This window comes from Enterococcus sp. AMC1252 (genome assembly GCF_058216515.1).
Window position 1 is genome coordinate 2,695,963 of the sequence record NZ_CM177097.1, and the last position, 17,179, is coordinate 2,713,141.

General features: G+C 31.8%; 15 protein-coding genes. 4 read left to right on the plus strand and 11 right to left on the minus strand.

The genetic code is table 11. The annotated features are described in order from the left end of the window. Positions 1 to 57: 57 nt before the first annotated feature. Genes AC4BB5_RS12730 through AC4BB5_RS12740 form a run of 3 tightly spaced genes read left to right on the plus strand, consistent with a single transcriptional unit; the run spans position 58 to position 3,520 of the window. Positions 58 to 819: a LytR/AlgR family response regulator transcription factor gene (locus tag AC4BB5_RS12730; RefSeq protein ID WP_490456492.1), complete on the plus strand. Its 762-nt coding sequence runs from the start codon at positions 58 to 60 to the stop codon at positions 817 to 819. Beyond that, positions 809 to 2,119 (plus strand): GHKL domain-containing protein, encoded by a 1,311-nt coding sequence (locus AC4BB5_RS12735; protein ID WP_490456493.1) that lies wholly within the window; start codon positions 809 to 811, stop codon positions 2,117 to 2,119. Before AC4BB5_RS12730 ends, AC4BB5_RS12735 begins: the two co-directional genes overlap by 11 nt. A 51-nt stretch (positions 2,120 to 2,170) precedes the next feature. Next, on the plus strand, positions 2,171 to 3,520 hold the full coding sequence (locus AC4BB5_RS12740; protein ID WP_490456494.1) for a hypothetical protein: 1,350 nt from the start codon (positions 2,171 to 2,173) through the stop codon (positions 3,518 to 3,520). 250 nt (positions 3,521 to 3,770) lie between these two features. Here the strand turns inward: AC4BB5_RS12740 and AC4BB5_RS12745 are convergent, their stop codons facing one another. From AC4BB5_RS12745 to AC4BB5_RS12775, 7 genes are all read right to left on the minus strand, one after another. Then, positions 3,771 to 4,094 carry a hypothetical protein gene (locus AC4BB5_RS12745; RefSeq protein ID WP_490456495.1) on the minus strand — a complete coding sequence of 108 codons (324 nt, stop codon included), beginning with the start codon at positions 4,092 to 4,094 and terminating at the stop codon, positions 3,771 to 3,773. Positions 4,095 to 4,178: 84 nt separating this feature from the next. Then, positions 4,179 to 4,583: a GFA family protein gene (locus AC4BB5_RS12750; protein ID WP_490456496.1), complete on the minus strand. Its 405-nt coding sequence runs from the start codon at positions 4,581 to 4,583 to the stop codon at positions 4,179 to 4,181. 98 nt (positions 4,584 to 4,681) lie between these two features. Beyond that, positions 4,682 to 5,251: a TetR/AcrR family transcriptional regulator gene (locus AC4BB5_RS12755; protein WP_490456497.1), complete on the minus strand. Its 570-nt coding sequence runs from the start codon at positions 5,249 to 5,251 to the stop codon at positions 4,682 to 4,684. 524 nt (positions 5,252 to 5,775) lie between these two features. Then, the gene (locus AC4BB5_RS12760) at positions 5,776 to 6,915 is read right to left on the minus strand and encodes a leucine-rich repeat domain-containing protein (RefSeq protein WP_490456498.1); all 1,140 of its coding nucleotides are present in this window, start codon (positions 6,913 to 6,915) and stop codon (positions 5,776 to 5,778) included. Between the two features lie 252 nt (positions 6,916 to 7,167). Further along, positions 7,168 to 7,590 (minus strand): SRPBCC family protein, encoded by a 423-nt coding sequence (locus AC4BB5_RS12765; RefSeq protein WP_490456499.1) that lies wholly within the window; start codon positions 7,588 to 7,590, stop codon positions 7,168 to 7,170. A 155-nt stretch (positions 7,591 to 7,745) separates the two neighbouring features. Continuing rightward, the gene (locus AC4BB5_RS12770) at positions 7,746 to 8,099 is read right to left on the minus strand and encodes an MmcQ/YjbR family DNA-binding protein (RefSeq protein ID WP_490456500.1); all 354 of its coding nucleotides are present in this window, start codon (positions 8,097 to 8,099) and stop codon (positions 7,746 to 7,748) included. 286 nt (positions 8,100 to 8,385) lie between these two features. After that, positions 8,386 to 8,517, minus strand: coding sequence for a putative holin-like toxin (locus tag AC4BB5_RS12775; RefSeq protein WP_490456501.1), 132 nt, complete (start codon positions 8,515 to 8,517; stop codon positions 8,386 to 8,388). Between the two features lie 1,380 nt (positions 8,518 to 9,897). On the opposite strand from AC4BB5_RS12775, the gene AC4BB5_RS12780 reads away from it, so the two are divergent. After that, positions 9,898 to 10,191, plus strand: a complete 294-nt coding sequence (locus AC4BB5_RS12780; protein ID WP_490456502.1) for a hypothetical protein — start codon at positions 9,898 to 9,900, stop codon at positions 10,189 to 10,191. Positions 10,192 to 10,250: 59 nt separating this feature from the next. Here the strand turns inward: AC4BB5_RS12780 and AC4BB5_RS12785 are convergent, their stop codons facing one another. From AC4BB5_RS12785 to AC4BB5_RS12800, 4 genes are read right to left on the minus strand one after another with little or no spacing between them, the layout of a single operon-like run. Beyond that, positions 10,251 to 11,207: a restriction endonuclease gene (locus tag AC4BB5_RS12785; protein ID WP_490456503.1), complete on the minus strand. Its 957-nt coding sequence runs from the start codon at positions 11,205 to 11,207 to the stop codon at positions 10,251 to 10,253. A 47-nt stretch (positions 11,208 to 11,254) separates the two neighbouring features. Further along, positions 11,255 to 14,368 (minus strand): type I restriction endonuclease subunit R, encoded by a 3,114-nt coding sequence (locus tag AC4BB5_RS12790; RefSeq protein ID WP_490456504.1) that lies wholly within the window; start codon positions 14,366 to 14,368, stop codon positions 11,255 to 11,257. A gap of 2 nt (positions 14,369 to 14,370) precedes the next feature. Next, complete coding sequence (locus AC4BB5_RS12795; RefSeq protein WP_490456505.1) at positions 14,371 to 15,627, minus strand: restriction endonuclease subunit S; 1,257 nt, start codon at positions 15,625 to 15,627, stop codon at positions 14,371 to 14,373. Continuing rightward, positions 15,617 to 17,143, minus strand: coding sequence for a class I SAM-dependent DNA methyltransferase (locus AC4BB5_RS12800; RefSeq protein ID WP_490456506.1), 1,527 nt, complete (start codon positions 17,141 to 17,143; stop codon positions 15,617 to 15,619). Before AC4BB5_RS12800 ends, AC4BB5_RS12795 begins: the two co-directional genes overlap by 11 nt. Positions 17,144 to 17,179 lie beyond the last annotated feature (36 nt).

Genomic DNA, 17,179 nt, shown 5'->3' on the forward strand with positions numbered 1-17,179 from the left:
TTTTTCAAAAAAATAGTGTTACTATCATTCATAAATAAAATTATTAAGGAGAAATAAATGATTATATATGTTATCGAAGATGATAATCAGCAAAGAAAACAAATTATTCATTATTTAAGTGAATGTAAAAGTATTTTTTTTGATTTAGAGTTGTCAAAGCTTTCTAATCATTTAACTTTTATGGAAGAAATTTCTAAATTAACGATTAATGACAATGATGTTTTCTTTTTAGATATTGATTTAAAAACTACCTATACTGGAATCGATTTAGCATTAGAAATTCGCAAGTATAATACAAAATGTTCTATTATTTTTTTAACTAGTTTAGAAGATAAAGCCATCAGCGTATTAAATAATAATATCTTCCCTTTAGGTTATCTTATTAAAAATTTTAAAAATCCTTCAGAGACAAAAGAAATAATTACTGACATGTTAAAAAAAAGTCAACTTACCTCCAAAAACTTTTGGCGTTTTAAGCAAGATAAAGTTGAATTTTCTAGTGGTTCTGAAACATTATTTTTCAATGCTCGTGATATTTGTTATATTCAATCGTTAAAAGGATTTACTGGTCGAGTCTTGGTCAAGACATTAAATGAGGAAACGATAATTGAAGCGAAGATCGGAAAAATCAAGAAGCAGTTACAGCAGGATTATATGATGACTTCTTTGCAATCTTATATCATTAACCTTGAAAATATTATTTCCATTGATAGAAAAAATGAGCAGATTTTATTTGACGGGCAGCAATTACTCTCAATTGGTGCCAAAAGCATTGACAAAGTAAAAAAAGCGTTGCGGGTCTATAGCGATGATCGATAATGTTTATTTTGTCTTCTTACTATCGCTTAATTATATTCAAGCCGTTTGGATGATAGGCTATAGACAGTTTTTATCCTTTAAAGAATCTCTTATTCTGAGCTGTTTACTTATGATTCAAGGAATTATCAGTATCTGGCTTAATAATACATACTTTACATTATTATTGTTTCTTTTCTTTCTTGCCCAATTTGTTTTCGTCACAAAAAAACTGAATGATTGGTTGATTTCTTCATTATTGTTAGTTTTTGAAGATGCGCTCATCCTGATTTCTTGGCTGCCGACAATAGACCTCTGGAATATAATTTTGCTTAAAAGATTTATTTCTCCAGATACTTATATGACTTATCTTTTCTTTCTTGTTATCGCTCAGCAACTTTTATTAGCTCTGTTATTCTTTACTACACGATACATTTTGAAAAAATCAGCACTATTAAATACCTTAGCATTACTTCCTAAAAAACACCGTGGTCTTTCACTAGTTATTCTTTTTTGTTTGTTTCTTTCTATCGTATTACAACAATTTGGCGTTTTTAAAGGTTATTCTGCTGCCTACTTTTATAGTACGTTTATCGTCATTGGCTTTACTGTGTTCTTCTCTTGGAATATTTTTTTACTTACCAAGTACTACAAGGAAAAACAGTACTCCGCGCTTTTGTCTGAAATGTATACGAGAGAAAAACAAAAGATTGAACTGGCAACTAAGTTTAAACATACATATAAAGAACTGCTGACAAGTCTTACAGCTGATTTGAAGGCTAATGATTTAGACCACGCTTCTCAGCAGCTTAGCACTATTATTGATTATTCAGATTCATTTCTTACACCTAACCTTTATAGAAAAATTGTGATCGTCAATACACCGTCAATTCAAGGACTTTTAACAAACTTTATTCGAAAATGTGATATTGCTTCAATTGACTTGATCATTCAGGTCACACAAGATTTAAGTGTTAGTGCGATGAATCTCGTTGATTTTATTCGCTGCTTTTCGATTCTTTTAGATAATGCTTATGAAGCTGCTCTTACCAGTAACGATAAATCTATTTCTATTGAAATAGATGGAGACGTTGAATATATTACAATAACCATAAAAAACACTTATGTAGAAAATCCTGATATTGCCTTACAACATTTCTTTCAGAATAACTTTTCTACTAAAGAAGATCATCAAGGGAAAGGATTGCATATTTTTTCTAAAATAGTAGCAACATATAAAAAAGCCACTTACAGAATTTCAAAAAAAGATAACTTTTTTATCATAGTCTTTTCTGTTCCAAAAATAAAAAATCCAACTGTATAAAAATTACTGAGAATTTTTGTGCAGATAGATAAAAGAAGGTGAATGCTCCATATGGAAAGTCAATTTTACTATTACAGTTTTTTTACTTTGAGTTTCTTGCAGTTAACTTGGTTCTTAGGTTATAAAAAATACACAAGTAAAAAACAAACGCTTATACTTACACTAATTTTAATAATTGAATTCATTTCAACTCTGTTACAACTTGGTAATAGTGATTTATTTTTATTGTCATACTTTATCCTTCAGCCTATCTTTGTACTTCGTCATTTAAACAGTTGGATTTTAATGACACTATTTTTATTTTTGAATAACTCGTTTTTAATCCTTTCTTGGTTGTTTAGCTATGACTTTTTAAAGTTACTGTTTGAAACTCATCATATCAGCCTACAGCAATTTCAACAGTATATAACCGGCACAATACTCTTACAGCAATTGTTACTATTCCTTTTAATTCAAGGATTTAACTATTTTGACAAACAATTTTTGATATTTGATTCTATTTCTAAAATACAAAAAAAATACAAAATTCAGTCCATCACAGGCATCGCTTTTTTGATTGTTTTAGGGACTGCAAGAAGAATCATTGTAAATGGACATTTTACAGAATCTTTTTTTTACATCACTGCCGTCTTATTGATTTTAAATGTGACTGTTCATCTAACTGCTTATATTTATAGCCAATACTATCAACTAACATTAGAGAAGAATATTCTTGCCCGTCAATTTAATCAAGAAATGGAAAAAATCACATTATCTGATGAGTTCCGACATGACTATCGAAATATTTTATTGAGCTTAAACAGCTATATTCAAAATAAAGAAGCAAAAGAAGCCTTGGACTTTATTTCTTCAATCGTCAATTATTCGCAACCACTTTTAGAAGAAACACCCTATGAACAATTGGTTTATATAGAAATTCCATCTATTCAAGGGTTATTGATTAAATTTCTCGACCTTGCAAAAAGTAACGGAGTCACACTTAATTTATCTATCCCGACGCCGATTCAAGAAGCCGATATTTCAATACAACTTTCTGATTTCATTCAATGCTTATCGGTATCCCTTTCATATGCTTTGAATAATCACCAAGATATTCTTCTACTATTAAAAAAAGAGCAGAAACAAATTTTTATAGAGATTAGCAATACTTTAACAGATAGACAGGTTATGGATGATTTACTCAAAAGTTTAAAAGATGAGCAAAAAGAGCTAAAAAAATCAAGACTCCATCTAGTCAAAAAAATACTAAGTAAATACAAAAATACTTCTTTTAATCTTTACGCTAACACCCAACAATTTTTACTCCAATTTGATTTTCCAGTAAATGATTCTGATTTACCTATTAAAAAAAATAATTTTACTAGTGGCTCTTCTCACACTTCAAACGGAAAATTACTTTGAAGTGTTTAATCAAAAATAACCGCCAAACTAAGCTTGAATACACTTGATTTGGCGGTTATTTTTATTTTTGACACGGTCAAGATTCTACTACAAGATTCTGTGACTGGTAATCGATTGTCTATAGGATCTAGTCAGTTTCTTTATCATAGTAAAATCTATTTATTCGTGTTCCATCATATTAACGAAATACTCTCCTAAAAAATCATTGTTTGACCTCTTCAATATTCCTATTAACTCTTTTTAAACATGACTAATTCAAAAAAACAAGGAATAAACAAATCACTAACCCAAGAGCAACTACAGCAAAGTGAATCAACTGTTGCTTGGTACCACCAATATAATCTGGTGTTTCATGTTGATAGCTTGGATTAACAGTTTTTATATTGTAATCTAACGTACTACTGAAAAATATATCTGAGGGAATCATAAAAACCAGTAGGATGCCATAAATGATTGCTGTAATGGCGAAAATCGACATCTTGATCCAGATACTTGCCATTGCTCCTATCATTAGAGGAATTAGAATGTAGAGTGAACAAAAAAATAATTCTTTTTTTAACCTTTTATTTTTCATCTATTCGTCACCTTCCTATTAAAGTCTTAATTGATTCTGTTTAAGATATGTAGTCAACGCTTTTAATGTTACTTAAATAGTCATTTATTGAAAATAAGACTCCTCTTTCTTTACCGTATCATTAGCAAATGCATAGTAGCAAGGTTTATTATCAAAGAATATTTCTTCAATAAAATTGATTTTTTCTTCTGGTAAATCAGAAATGATTGCCGGTGGCACAAAATAGTCGTTAGACTCTTTAAATCGATAGAACAAGCTAGTGCCGCATTTATTGCAAAAACCTCGCTCACCAATATCTGAAGAATCTAAAATCGCTAAACCCTCTTTAACCGTAAAATGAACACTTTTACCAGCTTCTAAACTAGCAAAACCAGTCGATCCATTTAATTTTCTGCACATAGAACAATGACAAACCGTTAGATCGAAATTTTTTAATTCAAGTTTAAATTGAACAGACTCACAAAAACAAGTCCCTTTATACGTTTTCATTATTTTCCACTCCTTCTACTATTAAATAAAGAATATCCTTATTCTAAAACTGTTACTTATTTTAAGATGATGAGAGTAGCAACTACAAACATCATCTATTATTCTTCCATTTTTTTTATTCTGTCTAATAAACTGAATACTAAATTATTTAACATTCCTTCGATTGTTTTGGTGCTTATATTAAGATTATTGGTCGATATCATACAAGCAATACCATGAGAATAAATAAACATGTCAATAAATAAACTCGTTGCTCGTGCTTCCTCAAGCCTAAACAATTGTTTGACTCCATCTTTTATAAATTTCATATTATCGGAATTGATATATTCTTCAATCGTCATATTTTTAAAATTATTTAAGAGAAATAACGCTTCAAAATAATGTTTATATTCTTGAGCAAAGCGAATATATGATAACCCTATGTTCAAAAAAAAGTAATCATCAAAAGGGACTTTTCTCAAATAACTAAAGAGAAAGTCTTCGGCGGACAAGATGACATCTTCTCGCAAATTTGCCATGTTTCCATACACGCTAAATATTGGTTGTGTAGAGCAACCAATTCGCTTAGCAACACTTCTTGAATTTATTGCATCTAGTCCTTTTTCGTTTAGTAGCCCAAGAGCTGCTTTTAAAATCGTCGCTTGGTCAATTCTGACTGGTGGCGGCATGTTTTTAACTCCTTTATCCGTACTCAAAAATAAACTTAACGTTAAATATATCAATCGTTATATATCATATGATATATTTAAATTTATTCTTTGTCAATCAAATTTTCTAGTAAAAAATGGTTTTATTAATGACTTCACGACTAACAAAAAAGAAGTGAGTGGGACATAACTCTTCGAGTCATATCCCACTCACATGGAAACCGAATAAACGGTGGGAGCAGAAGCAATCCCTTCGGAAATAAGCTGAAATTCACAAAAATGTAAAGAGCAATTTTCGTGAATTCCTTCTTATTTCTCGGGATTAAACACTCCTGTCCCATCCTCTTCTCAATCAGTATAAATCGATTTCAATCTTTTAACCTCTCGATGCACAGGTTTTATTAAAAACAACACTGTCATTGCTTTATGATACATAGTAATCTTGTGGCTCCAGAACTATTTACCGGATATCAGAATAGTTCCCTTCATAAACATCGTCTGTTGTCCTAAAATAATCATACTATAAATGATTAAAACAAATTAATTTAGTATTCCCAATTCACAACTAGGTTTGTTAAATTAGTATTTTTACTAACATCTAGAGTTTTTAAATTCTTATTATTGTCTATCGTTAAACCTTTAAGAGTATTCAACCCTTGAATGTTTAATTCCTTTAAATTATTATGATTCAAATGGGCAAAATATAGATCTACATTATTTCTCAAATCTAATTTTTCCAATTGATTTTTGCTTATACTAAGCTCCTTTAACTTAGGATTTTTTGAAAGATCGATCTCTTTTAAATCCGAATTTGTTGCTCCTAACCGTACTAAATGTGGTAAATGTGAAACATCAATTGTACCAATTTTATTATTTGAAACATTGATAGTAGTTAAAAGAAAATTGTTACTAATGTCAATTTCTGTAAGCAAATTTTTACTTACATATAGAGTCCCTAGTTTAGGATTTTTACTAATATCAATTTCTGTAATGCGATTACCAGAAATATCCAACCAATATAACTCTGGATTTGTTGAAACATCTATAGTTTTGATTTTACCACTTGAAATTCGCAAGCTTTCTAATTTAGTTGCACCTTTAACATTTACTTCCTCCCATAAATTTGGTTTAGTAGATGCAGCGACCCGTCTTAATTCAGGGAGATTGCTGACATCGAGTTTGGTTAAATTTGTATGATCAAGTTGCAGTGAATTTAATTTTTTATTTTTAGAAAGGTCAATTGTTTTCAATTTAGTTTCAAACATTACTAAATTTTCCAAATTTGTCAAATACTCAATTCCGCTTAAATCAACAGGGCTACTATCTTCCCCCTTGAAACCTATATATTTTATTTTTTCAGCTTCTTCCTTGGCTATTGTATCTTGCGTATTCTTGCCTAATTCATCAGCGATTTTTTGGGCAAATAGTGCATCTGGAAATACATCTTTGATGACTCCTATCACTCCTATATTCGTTTCTGTAGTTAAAGCATTTGCTTGTAACAATGTTCCAGAATGCTGACTCTTGTTTGTGAGCGACAATAATGGGGTCTGATTATTTATGAAAAAAGTATTCGTTTCGATTGAGCTTTCTGCACCTACTTGCTGACTAAATCCCCCTATTCCTATAATGGTTCCTGCTAATACTAACCTAGTTACTTTCTTTTTAAATCTATTTCTTTTCATCTTTCTTCCTCCTAAAATAAATTCGTCTTTATTATACAAACTATAGAAAAGCTAGTTTTGCTTTCCTATAGTTTAATCTTACATATAATATTCCCGCCTTAAACATTTACATTGCAAACTTAAAGTAATGTTAAACTAACTTTGTTTTTTTAAAATTTAAACAAAAAAAATAAAAAAAGTAGGACAATAATCAGTTTTTTTTCTGACTGTTGTTCCACTCTTTTTTTAGGTTCATTTGACTCTTCCCGAACATTAAGCACTTAATTTTATCAATTCAGTTCCTGCTTTATCCCATAAGTCATTCATCATATCATAATACTCATCATCCATAGCAACATCCACGAGCATTTTCGTTTGATTGCCTACTGGCTCAAATAGGTAGTGCTCAAGCATTTCGGCAAATTCAGATACCTCCGCATACTTACCATCTGTGATTTCTCCTAAGAATGCGAACTTGATTTCTTTCTCTGGTTCAAACACGACGACTTTAGAAACAAGACCATTCCCTGACTCATCAACAAATGAAATCGTTTCGTTCAATTTCATCTCACCAGAATAGGTCGATCCTGCTTGAAAAGCAGCAGCCCATTTTTCATATTTGCTACGATCAACAACAAGTTGCCAAGCTTTTTCTGGGGTACAATTAAGTAAGAATTCTTTTTTGATGTGTTTCATTGTAAATCCTCCTTTTGGTTTTTTTTATTGATACTCTTTTAGTAAATTATTGTAGCTATAGTATAGCATGTAAGCGGACTCAGCATGGTCTTACATGTACTGTTGATTGATAAATTGCTACTTTTAAAAAAATTAGGAATGGTCGTTTTTAGTCCTCAAGTTAGTTTGAAGCTATCATCGATTATTCCAGCGATTTGATCAAGGTTCTCTACAGCAGAAAGATCTATTGTGATCCAATGCTTTTTATTCATATGATACGCTTGGTAGTATCCATTTTTATTTCTGACTATCTCATTTAATTCTGGATTTATTTTTAAATTTATGACATCTATTTTTATCTCTTCTTCTCCATAAAGTTTATTTCTAGGAATCGTCATGATAAGTCCAAACCATTTTTTCTTCCGTTTATGTCGAAAGACACAATAGTTAGGGAATTTTTCAAAAATATATTCTGGATAGATCGTGTACGTTTCAGCTATATACTCAATTATATCTTCACGTTTCATCATGTCTTTGATTTTCCTCTCATCAAGCTGAGCCTTCTTATTTTAAAATGGCTGCTTTCTGATATTTTACTTTTACATTTTAGCGTCACATGTAAAAGAATTCTGTTGTTTGATTTTTTTGAAAGCATTTCTATGGATATGGCAAAAAAAATTGTTGTATGCTATAATTATATGCGATAAGAGAGATATGCGCTAACATACCTCTCCTATGCAGAGCCCGTTTAAGACGGTAGCAAGTATTTTATATCATTATGAAATGATCGTTTAACTGGCTAAAGTTAATGAACGGTCATTTCTTTTTGTCGTTTTTAAGCAATACTACAACTAAACGAATTAAAGCGATGGTAAACATACCAAAGCTTAGGATCAGTTTAATTGTATCCAATGCTGACAAAAGGCTTTCTCTTTTGCTGAGAAACACAGTGAATGGTTTTGTGAACTGATGTTGAACAGTACAAGGCGACTTTAGGAGCGTTGCATCCTTCGAAATTTAAGTACTCACTTTCATAAGCACCACCACCTTTCAGAAGTCGCCACCGTCATAACTTCTCTACAATGATAAGTATATCATACTAATTAGACTTTTTAAATGAACTATTTTACTTATATCTAGCTGTCATTTGAGCATAAAAATAGCCTTTTAAAAAAATTTTTTTGTTATTTTTCCTTATATATAAGGGAGCGATTTTGAGTGTTATTTAATGAGATTTGTAAGAAAAATTATGTTGCGTGTTCGTATTCTTTTCGGATATACTTAAGAGGTAGAATAGAAAAACAGTTCATGTTAACATGAACTGTTCAAATCTGAATATAAAAATAAATTGGCACTTCAACGTCCGGCAGCAACCAGACAGTTGAAGCCTTGTAAAGACAGCAGAAACTGCCCAAACAAGTTGCCAATAGTGCTAGCAACATGTACTAGCTTCTTTCATTGTACCTAAAGTTTGCCTATTTTTCTATAGGTTTCTTGGATTCTCTTTGGGTTACTTTGAAATAGTAGTAGATGATTCTTTGGACTATTGTGAACGATATTGGGTGATGTTACCTGATATCGTTTTTTTTCTGTTCTACAAATCTAGTAAAAGGAGGTTCAGTTCAAACGCAAAACAACTAATCATAGATATAATACAAGGATGCAACGTTCACTTCGCTCACCTTGTACTTTGCAGCATCTGCTTTGCCTTAGTCGGTGGCAGGAATGCAAAGTAAAAAAAAAGGCACTTCATCATCTGACAGCAATCACATGATGAAGCCTTGCATAGACAGCAGAAACTATCTATACAAGTTGCCAATTGCTAGCACAAAAGCACTAGCTTTCTTTATTGTACCTAATTTTACTGGGATTTTCTAGTCTGTCTGGAAACTTTTGGTTGTGATTTTGTATTTTATGGAGGGTTTGGGCTTTATCTAGGGGATTGATGACGGTATTGGTAGTTAAGTTAGGATGATAAAAAGTTATAAGACACATTGAAGATTTGATTAGATACAAAGGGAGCAACGACTGTTTTACAGTCCTTGTACTTTTCATCATTAAATCACTACGTTCTTTGTGATTCAAAGCAGCTTTTTCTCACTGATTACTACAATAGCGTTTTTTGTTTTGCTTTGAAAAGAAAGTGATAGGAGCATCAGCAGGGCTTAGAAGAATAATACGTAAGTCGTTTGTATCACTGGTTTATTTAACTAGTTGCCTAAGTCAATGTACAGATATTTGCGTGACGTGTATGAAGCGTTGAATGATTTGTTCAGCGCTTCGTGTTATTAGTTTCAAGAATATTTTTTAAATGGGAGGAGATGGGTTATGAAAAAAGAAAGTCAGAGTTTAAAGGTGATTCCTTATCAGGATATTACGGATTTGCAGCATACGTTGGATCGGTTGCAGTCTTGGGAGGAGCCGCTTGCTGTGTTGGATCATTTTTTTCAGTTTCGGAAAGGGCCGATTAATAAGAAAAAGGTTGTGAAGGAATATTATGCTTGTGGGCATTTGTTTCATGCTTTTTTTGAGGAGTTTATAAGGTTGATGGAGATTGAGGAGGAGAAGGTGAGGAAGTTGGATGGGGAGAGGAAAATTATGGGGGAAGTTTTGACGAAGTGATGTTGATAAAAAATAAACTAGGTTCACTGCGTTGAGTGTTCCTAGTTTATAACATATGATTATTCAAAATCAAAATAGTCACTATCTATTTTGAAGATTTTATATGTCTTTGCAGTTTCAACGCCAACCTGATATTCAATCATTAAATCTGTTAGCTGAATGCCGTCAATTAAAACAATTCCTTGATTTTTAGCAAACTCTCTTGCACCAGAAGAAAAATCAGATGTTGTAATGAAAACACCTTTATTTGCGTTAACACTTGCTAAAGCTCCGTAGAATGATTGAATTTCTTTTCTAGGAATATTGTTCCCTTCTTTGTAACGTTTTGCTTGTATATAAACTGTACTAGTTCCTAAGGGATCTTGGTTGATAATTCCATCAATACCGCCATCATTGGATTTTTGAGTAACTTGAGCTTTTCCATTTTTACCACTATAACCCATCGCAACTAGTAAATCGACAACTAACCGTTCAAAAAAATATGGATCAGAAAGTCTAATTTGTGACAATAAGTCAGTTGCAACTTCGTTATTTACTTTAGTTACTATGTCTTGAACTCTCTGTTTAGGATCTTCTTCCGTTAAAGATTCTTCTTCGACCAACAGACCAGATTTTTTATTTCGCTCAGCAAGTTCTTGCTTATATTTAACAAATGCTGGTTGTTGTTCTAATTCTTTCTTTGTCAAATTACTTCCATATTTTTCTAGTAGTAATCGACCGTTATCAGTGATTCTATATACCGCTCTTGAAGGACGTTCAATTGCATTAGCTTGCAGTAAAGCACTCGTTGCAAAAGAAAAACGATTCATCAAAATACCTTGCCCGTTAGGATATTTAGGATATTTAATTTCAATAATCTTTTTAGGAACATTCAAATAATCAACTACATCCTTGGCAATTTCCTTACTTGAGTATTCTTGTCCATCTTTCATAATTTGTAATATATAAGGAATAAGTGAATCAAATGTAGGAATACCATCTTTAGATTGCTTTAATACTGACCAATCTTTATTCATCAAGTTCTCCTTTAATTGAATTTATTTTAACTACTAACTAAAAGGTATTAAACAAAATCATCTTCATAAATATTTTCTGCCATTGACTCCGCTTGTTCTACAACTGTTTTCACGGCATCCTCTTGAAAATCAGGTGGATAACCATATTGACGTAGCAATCGTTTAACAACTATTCGCATATTGGCTCGTGCTGAATCACGAAGATTCCAATCAATACTCATATTCTCTCTAATAAGGGCTGTTAGCTCGTGTGCGATTCTTTTTAATGTCTTATCACCCATAACTTGTTTTGCTGTCCCATGATCAGCTAAAGCATCATAAAAAGCAGCTTCATCAGACGATAAGCCTAAATCATCTCCCCTGTTTTGAGCACGATTCATTTCTTTAGCAATTTCAATAAGTTCTTCAATAATTTTCGCTGTTTCAATAGAACGTCTATTATATTTTTCAATAGAACTTTGTAGCATTTCAGAGAATTTTCTAGATTGTACTAGATTTGTCCGTTCTATTGCCTTTACTTTACCTTTTAATAATTTGTCCAACAAAGTGATAGCCACATTCTTTTCTGGAAGTTCTTTAACTTCTTTTAAGAATTCATCAGAAAGAATTGAAATATCTGGTTTCTGCAAGCCCAAGGTATCGTAAATATCCACAACATCTTCAGCAATAACTGACTTAGAAAGTAATTGTTTTAACTCTATATCGACTTGTTTACTTGTTTTTCTAGTACCAGTGGAATTCATTTTTATTAAAGCTGTTTTAACTCCTTTGAAGAAAATAATTTCAGCATTAATTTTCTTTGCATCAGGTTCAGTCGGACAAAGAGAAAATGCTTTAACCATAGCTTGGACGGTGTCTTTAAATCTCTTTGTCTCTTCTTGTCCTCTTCCAAGAACAAAATCCATCGTTTTAACCAATACATTTTGTTTTATTGAAGCACTATTTGAGTTAAATTCCGACCAATCACAACCATGAAGAAATTCTGTTAGCAATACGTAATTTTCAAGCATTACTTTAATGGCTGAGTCTGTATCAACACCCACTTGCATTTTATCATTTGGTGTATATTCATCTACAGCTTCCTTTAAACTATCAGCAATCCCAATATAATCAACAACAAGTCCGCCTTCTTTATCTTTAAATACTCGATTTACTCGGGCAATTGCTTGCATTAGATTGTGACTTTGCATCATTTTATCAATATACATTGTATTTAAACTAGGGACGTCAAATCCTGTTAACCACATATCAATAACAATGACAATTTTCAACTCATCTTCTTCATCTTTCATACGATTCGCTAATTTATCACGTCTTGATTTTGTTCCTATGAAAGGTTGCCAGTCTTTTGGATCAGATGATGAACCTGTCATCACAGTTTTTATTTTCCCTTTATTATCATCGTCACTATGCCAATTAGGTCTTAATGCTACTATTTCTTCGTATAAATCGATGGCTATTCTTCTAGACATTGCAACGATCATAGTTTTCCCAAAAGCAGCTTTTTGTCTGGTTTCAAAATGTTGCACAAAATCTTTAGCCATTTTTTGAAGACGAGGTTTTGTTCCTACAATAGCTTCAATTCGGCTCCATTTTGCTTTTGCATCAGAAATAGCATACTCTTCTTGTTCCTCCAAGATCATATCTGCCTCATCATCAATTTTAAGATCTTCTGAAGTAGATACTTCTATCATTCTATTTTCATAATAAACAGTAACCGTGGCTCCATCAGCTACGGATTGAGCCATACTATAAGTATCAATATAGTCACCAAAAACAGCAATTGTTGATTTATCGAATTTAGAAATCGGTGTTCCTGTAAAACCAATATAAGAAGCATTTGGCAATGCATCTCTCAAGTACTTGGCATAGCCATACGATGTTTTTATCTCGCCAGTCTTATCTTTTTTTATCGTTGCAGAAAGTCCGTATTGCGAACGATGAGCTTCATCAACAATCACAATAACATTACTTCTATCTGTTAAAGCAGGCATTACTTCACCTGATTCAGGAGCAAATTTTTGCATTGTACTAAATACAATTCCACCTGCATTCACAGACAATAAACTTTTCAATTCTTCTCGGCTATTTGCTTGTTTTGGCGTTGTTCTTAATAACTCACATGATTGACTGAATGTTAAAAACAGCTGATCATCTAAATCATTTCGATCCGTTAATACTACGATTGTTGGATTCTTTAATCTCTGAACTAATTTGGCTGTATAAAAAGCCATTGTTAAACTTTTACCTGAGCCTTGTGTATGCCAGATAACACCTATCTTATTATCATCTTCGCTACTAACAGCTCGTTTTGATTCTCTAATTGCTTTGTTTACGGCATGATATTGGTGATAGGCAGCTAAAATTTTTATAGTTTGATTCCCTTCATCTTTAAACAAAATAAAATTTTGGATTAAATCTAGAAGAACTTCTGGGCGACACATCCCTTTAATTAATACTTCTAATTGCATCATTTTAGTATTATTCTCAACTCGTCCATCAATTGTTCGCCAAACCATGAAACGTTCTTCATTACTGGTAATGGTTCCTGCTTTTGCGTTTACTCCATCACTAATAACCATAAATTCATTATAAGTAAAGATGGTTGGAATCTCATTTTGATATGTTTGTAATTGGTTAAAAGCATCTGATGTACTGACATTCTCATTTATTGCATTTTTCAATTCAAACATAACCAAAGGTAAACCGTTAATAAAAAGAAGAATATCAGGTTTCTTTATTTTTTTTTCTTTCACAATAAATTGATTAACTGCTAAAAATTCATTGTTAGATGGCGTTTCAAAGTCGAATAATATTACTCGTTTTGTGGTATTTCGATTTCCTTCACGAGTTGGAACTTCGATTCCTTTTGTTACATATTCATGAAACTGACGATTATTGACTGCCATGTCAGGATTTTGAGGAATAACTATTTTACGAATTGCTTCATCAATTACTTCACTAGTGCAGTATGGGTTTAAATTGAACAATGCATCTCTTAATCGCTCAACTAGAACAACTTCTTGATAATCTTTTCGATCAGCTAGCTCACCACCAACTGTTAATTCTTTACCATTAACGATTTGATAACCAACTTCTTCCAACCATTCTAGTGATGCTTGTTCTAGAATATTTTCATCATTTTCATACTCCTCTTGCATAGTTATTCCTCCTCGTCTGTTGGTAGTTCGATTTCGCCTGATAGAAGTTTAGGCAATAAAGTATCTCTTAGTTCATTTAGATTAGAGTTTTGTTTGGATAATGATTCTAACTGAGAAAATAAATCTTGTACAAGCAAATTAAACTTAAGTAAAATGTCAGTTGTAGGTAATACTATCTTATATTGATTTGCTCCTGACTCCCAAACAGCATAAGGAATAGTACTTCCTCTAGAACTACTTTCAGCAAATTTTATAAAATTCGTTGAAAAAATATGAAGTAAGCTAAAATATTGAAATTCTTGTTTCAATGGTCTCAACACAAATGTAGTAGTTCTAGTTATTCCATCGAAATTCGCTAAACAAACTCTATGAAAATATACCCTCATTGCACCAACTAAAATGTCATTTTTCTTATATCTAATTAAGCTACTTTTAGCCTCAGATGCACTTTTATATTCATAGAAAGTCATTTTTTTCATTGGAAGTGTTTCAATTGGATTATAACGTTCATGGCTCTCTAAATCCTTTGGACTAACTGATTTGTTAATTTTTTCTACAGTTTCTGATATTGTTCTCATTTCCCATTCGAGAGGTATTTCACCCAATTCGCTTTCTTTCATCTTTCCACTGGTAGATTTATAAGGTCTTCCATTTTCATCGGGGAATTCAAAATCGATAAACCATCTCTTAAATAGTGTTGATACTAACTCTTCTATCGTTGAAATCATTTGATAGTTCAACTCAATTTTCTTATCTATTCCTCTCAATAAATCAACAATTTTATTTTGTTTATTTAAATTAGGTATTTCAATAGGTAATTGTTTAAAATCCTTTAAAACTATTCTCGGTATTGCTGACCCAGACCCATAACCTTCTTTAATCATTTTGATCATAGAAGGATTCTTTAGCATATAAGAAAGATAAAATGGATTAATAATTTCAGGATTTGGCCTCAAAATTGCTATTGAAGATAAAACTACAGCTTCTATATCTTCTGATAAACAAAAACAATATTGTAAATAACTATTACCATCTTTTGCTATTAATACATCATTTTTTATAGGTTTACATCCAGATTTAACCAACTTATTATAGTTATCCTTGGATATTAATTTAAATCCGGTTTTCTTAAACCCCAATTTTGTCATATCTTTAACTGAAAGCATTGGAAGTCCTGAACTAGCTGCTTTAGGACTTGAATGTGAACCATCAGTAATCTTTAAACATACCTGATTCAAATTATACTTACTAAATTTCATATCCTATCTCTCCTAAGGTTCTTCTAATCTCAGCTTCTAATGTATGAGATATAAGAAATTGCTCTGATAATTTAGTCGTTAACCTCTCTGCTTTTTCTTCAAAAAGTTCATTATCTATTTCTTCCTTTGCAAATCCAACATACCTTCCTGAAGTTAAAATATACTTATGTTCTTGAATATCTTTTATATATACCGATTTACTAAATCCAGCTATATCTTCATAATTTAGATCAGTTGTGCCTTTCCACGCATGATAGGTATCTGCAACTTTTTTTATATTTTCTGTAGAAAATTCTTTATGAGTTCTATCTGCCATAAACCCTTCACCCTTAGCATCAATGAATAAAATCTCATTTTGACGATTTCGTTCGTTACCTTTATTCTTTGATTTAGTAATAAACCATAAACAAACTGGAATTGGTGTTGAATAAAACATTTGATCTGGTAATGTCACAATACAATCCACCAAATCATTTTCAACTAAATTTTTTCTAATTTCAAACTCTGCTTTCGTACCTGTTGACATACTTCCATTAGCCAATACAAAACCAGCAGTTCCTTCTGGCGCAAGTTTTGATATAATATGTTCAATCCAAGCATAGTTTGCATTATTCTCAGGTGGTACACCATATTTCCAGCGAACATCATCTTTTAGTTTATCTCCGCCCCAATCACTAATATTGAATGGAGGATTTGCCAAGATGTAGTCCGCTTTCAACCCTTTATGCAAGTCATTATGAAAAGTATCAGCATTACTAGAACCAATATTGCCATCAATACCGCGAATCGCTAAATTCATTTTACATAATTGCCATGTTGTTGGATTAGACTCTTGCCCGTAAACTGAAATATCACCAATTTTTCCTGTATGCTCTTCAACGAACTTCTCTGATTGAACAAACATTCCACCACTACCGCAACAAGGGTCATAAATTCTACCTGAATATGGTTCTAACATTTCTACTAATAATTTAACTACTGAACTAGGTGTATAGAATTCTCCTCCACCTTTTCCTTCAGCACTCGCAAATTTAGATAAAAAATATTCATAGGTTCGACCTAAAATATCTTTTTTCTTTCCTTCTTCGTCACCTAATTTTTCAGCATTAGTAAATAAATCAATTGTTTCACCTAAACGGATTTTATCTAACTGAGGTCGAGCAAAGTTTTTAGGTAATACACCTTTTAACGACTGGTTTTCCTTTTCAATCGCAATCATAGCTTCATCTAAAACTTGACCAATCTCAGGTGCTTTCGACTTTTCGCTGATAAATTTCCAACGTGATTCTTTAGGAACCCAAAATATATTTCCAGCAGTATACTCATCTTTATCTTCCGGATCAGCAAATTCTTCGTTCTGTAACTCTTTGTATTTTTCTTCAAAACTGTCCGAAACATACTTTAAAAATATCAATCCCAATACAACATTCTTGTATTCTGCTGAATCCATACTGCCTCTTAATTTGTCTGCTGCTGCCCATAATGTTTCTTCTATTTTTAAATCAGCCGATGCCATTGTTTTATTTCCTCCAATAACTATTTATCGTTACTT

Coding starts and splice junctions, on each gene's coding strand:
- AC4BB5_RS12730 (WP_490456492.1), top strand. CDS start 58: ATGATTATATATGTTATCGAAGATGATAATCAGCAAAGAAAACAAATT.
- AC4BB5_RS12735 (WP_490456493.1), top strand. CDS start 809: ATGATCGATAATGTTTATTTTGTCTTCTTACTATCGCTTAATTATATT.
- AC4BB5_RS12740 (WP_490456494.1), top strand. CDS start 2,171: ATGGAAAGTCAATTTTACTATTACAGTTTTTTTACTTTGAGTTTCTTG.
- AC4BB5_RS12745 (WP_490456495.1), bottom strand. CDS start 4,094: ATGAAAAATAAAAGGTTAAAAAAAGAATTATTTTTTTGTTCACTCTAC.
- AC4BB5_RS12750 (WP_490456496.1), bottom strand. CDS start 4,583: ATGAAAACGTATAAAGGGACTTGTTTTTGTGAGTCTGTTCAATTTAAA.
- AC4BB5_RS12755 (WP_490456497.1), bottom strand. CDS start 5,251: ATGCCGCCACCAGTCAGAATTGACCAAGCGACGATTTTAAAAGCAGCT.
- AC4BB5_RS12760 (WP_490456498.1), bottom strand. CDS start 6,915: ATGAAAAGAAATAGATTTAAAAAGAAAGTAACTAGGTTAGTATTAGCA.
- AC4BB5_RS12765 (WP_490456499.1), bottom strand. CDS start 7,590: ATGAAACACATCAAAAAAGAATTCTTACTTAATTGTACCCCAGAAAAA.
- AC4BB5_RS12770 (WP_490456500.1), bottom strand. CDS start 8,099: ATGATGAAACGTGAAGATATAATTGAGTATATAGCTGAAACGTACACG.
- AC4BB5_RS12780 (WP_490456502.1), top strand. CDS start 9,898: ATGAAAAAAGAAAGTCAGAGTTTAAAGGTGATTCCTTATCAGGATATT.
- AC4BB5_RS12785 (WP_490456503.1), bottom strand. CDS start 11,207: ATGAATAAAGATTGGTCAGTATTAAAGCAATCTAAAGATGGTATTCCT.
- AC4BB5_RS12790 (WP_490456504.1), bottom strand. CDS start 14,368: ATGCAAGAGGAGTATGAAAATGATGAAAATATTCTAGAACAAGCATCA.
- AC4BB5_RS12795 (WP_490456505.1), bottom strand. CDS start 15,627: ATGAAATTTAGTAAGTATAATTTGAATCAGGTATGTTTAAAGATTACT.
- AC4BB5_RS12800 (WP_490456506.1), bottom strand. CDS start 17,143: ATGGCATCGGCTGATTTAAAAATAGAAGAAACATTATGGGCAGCAGCA.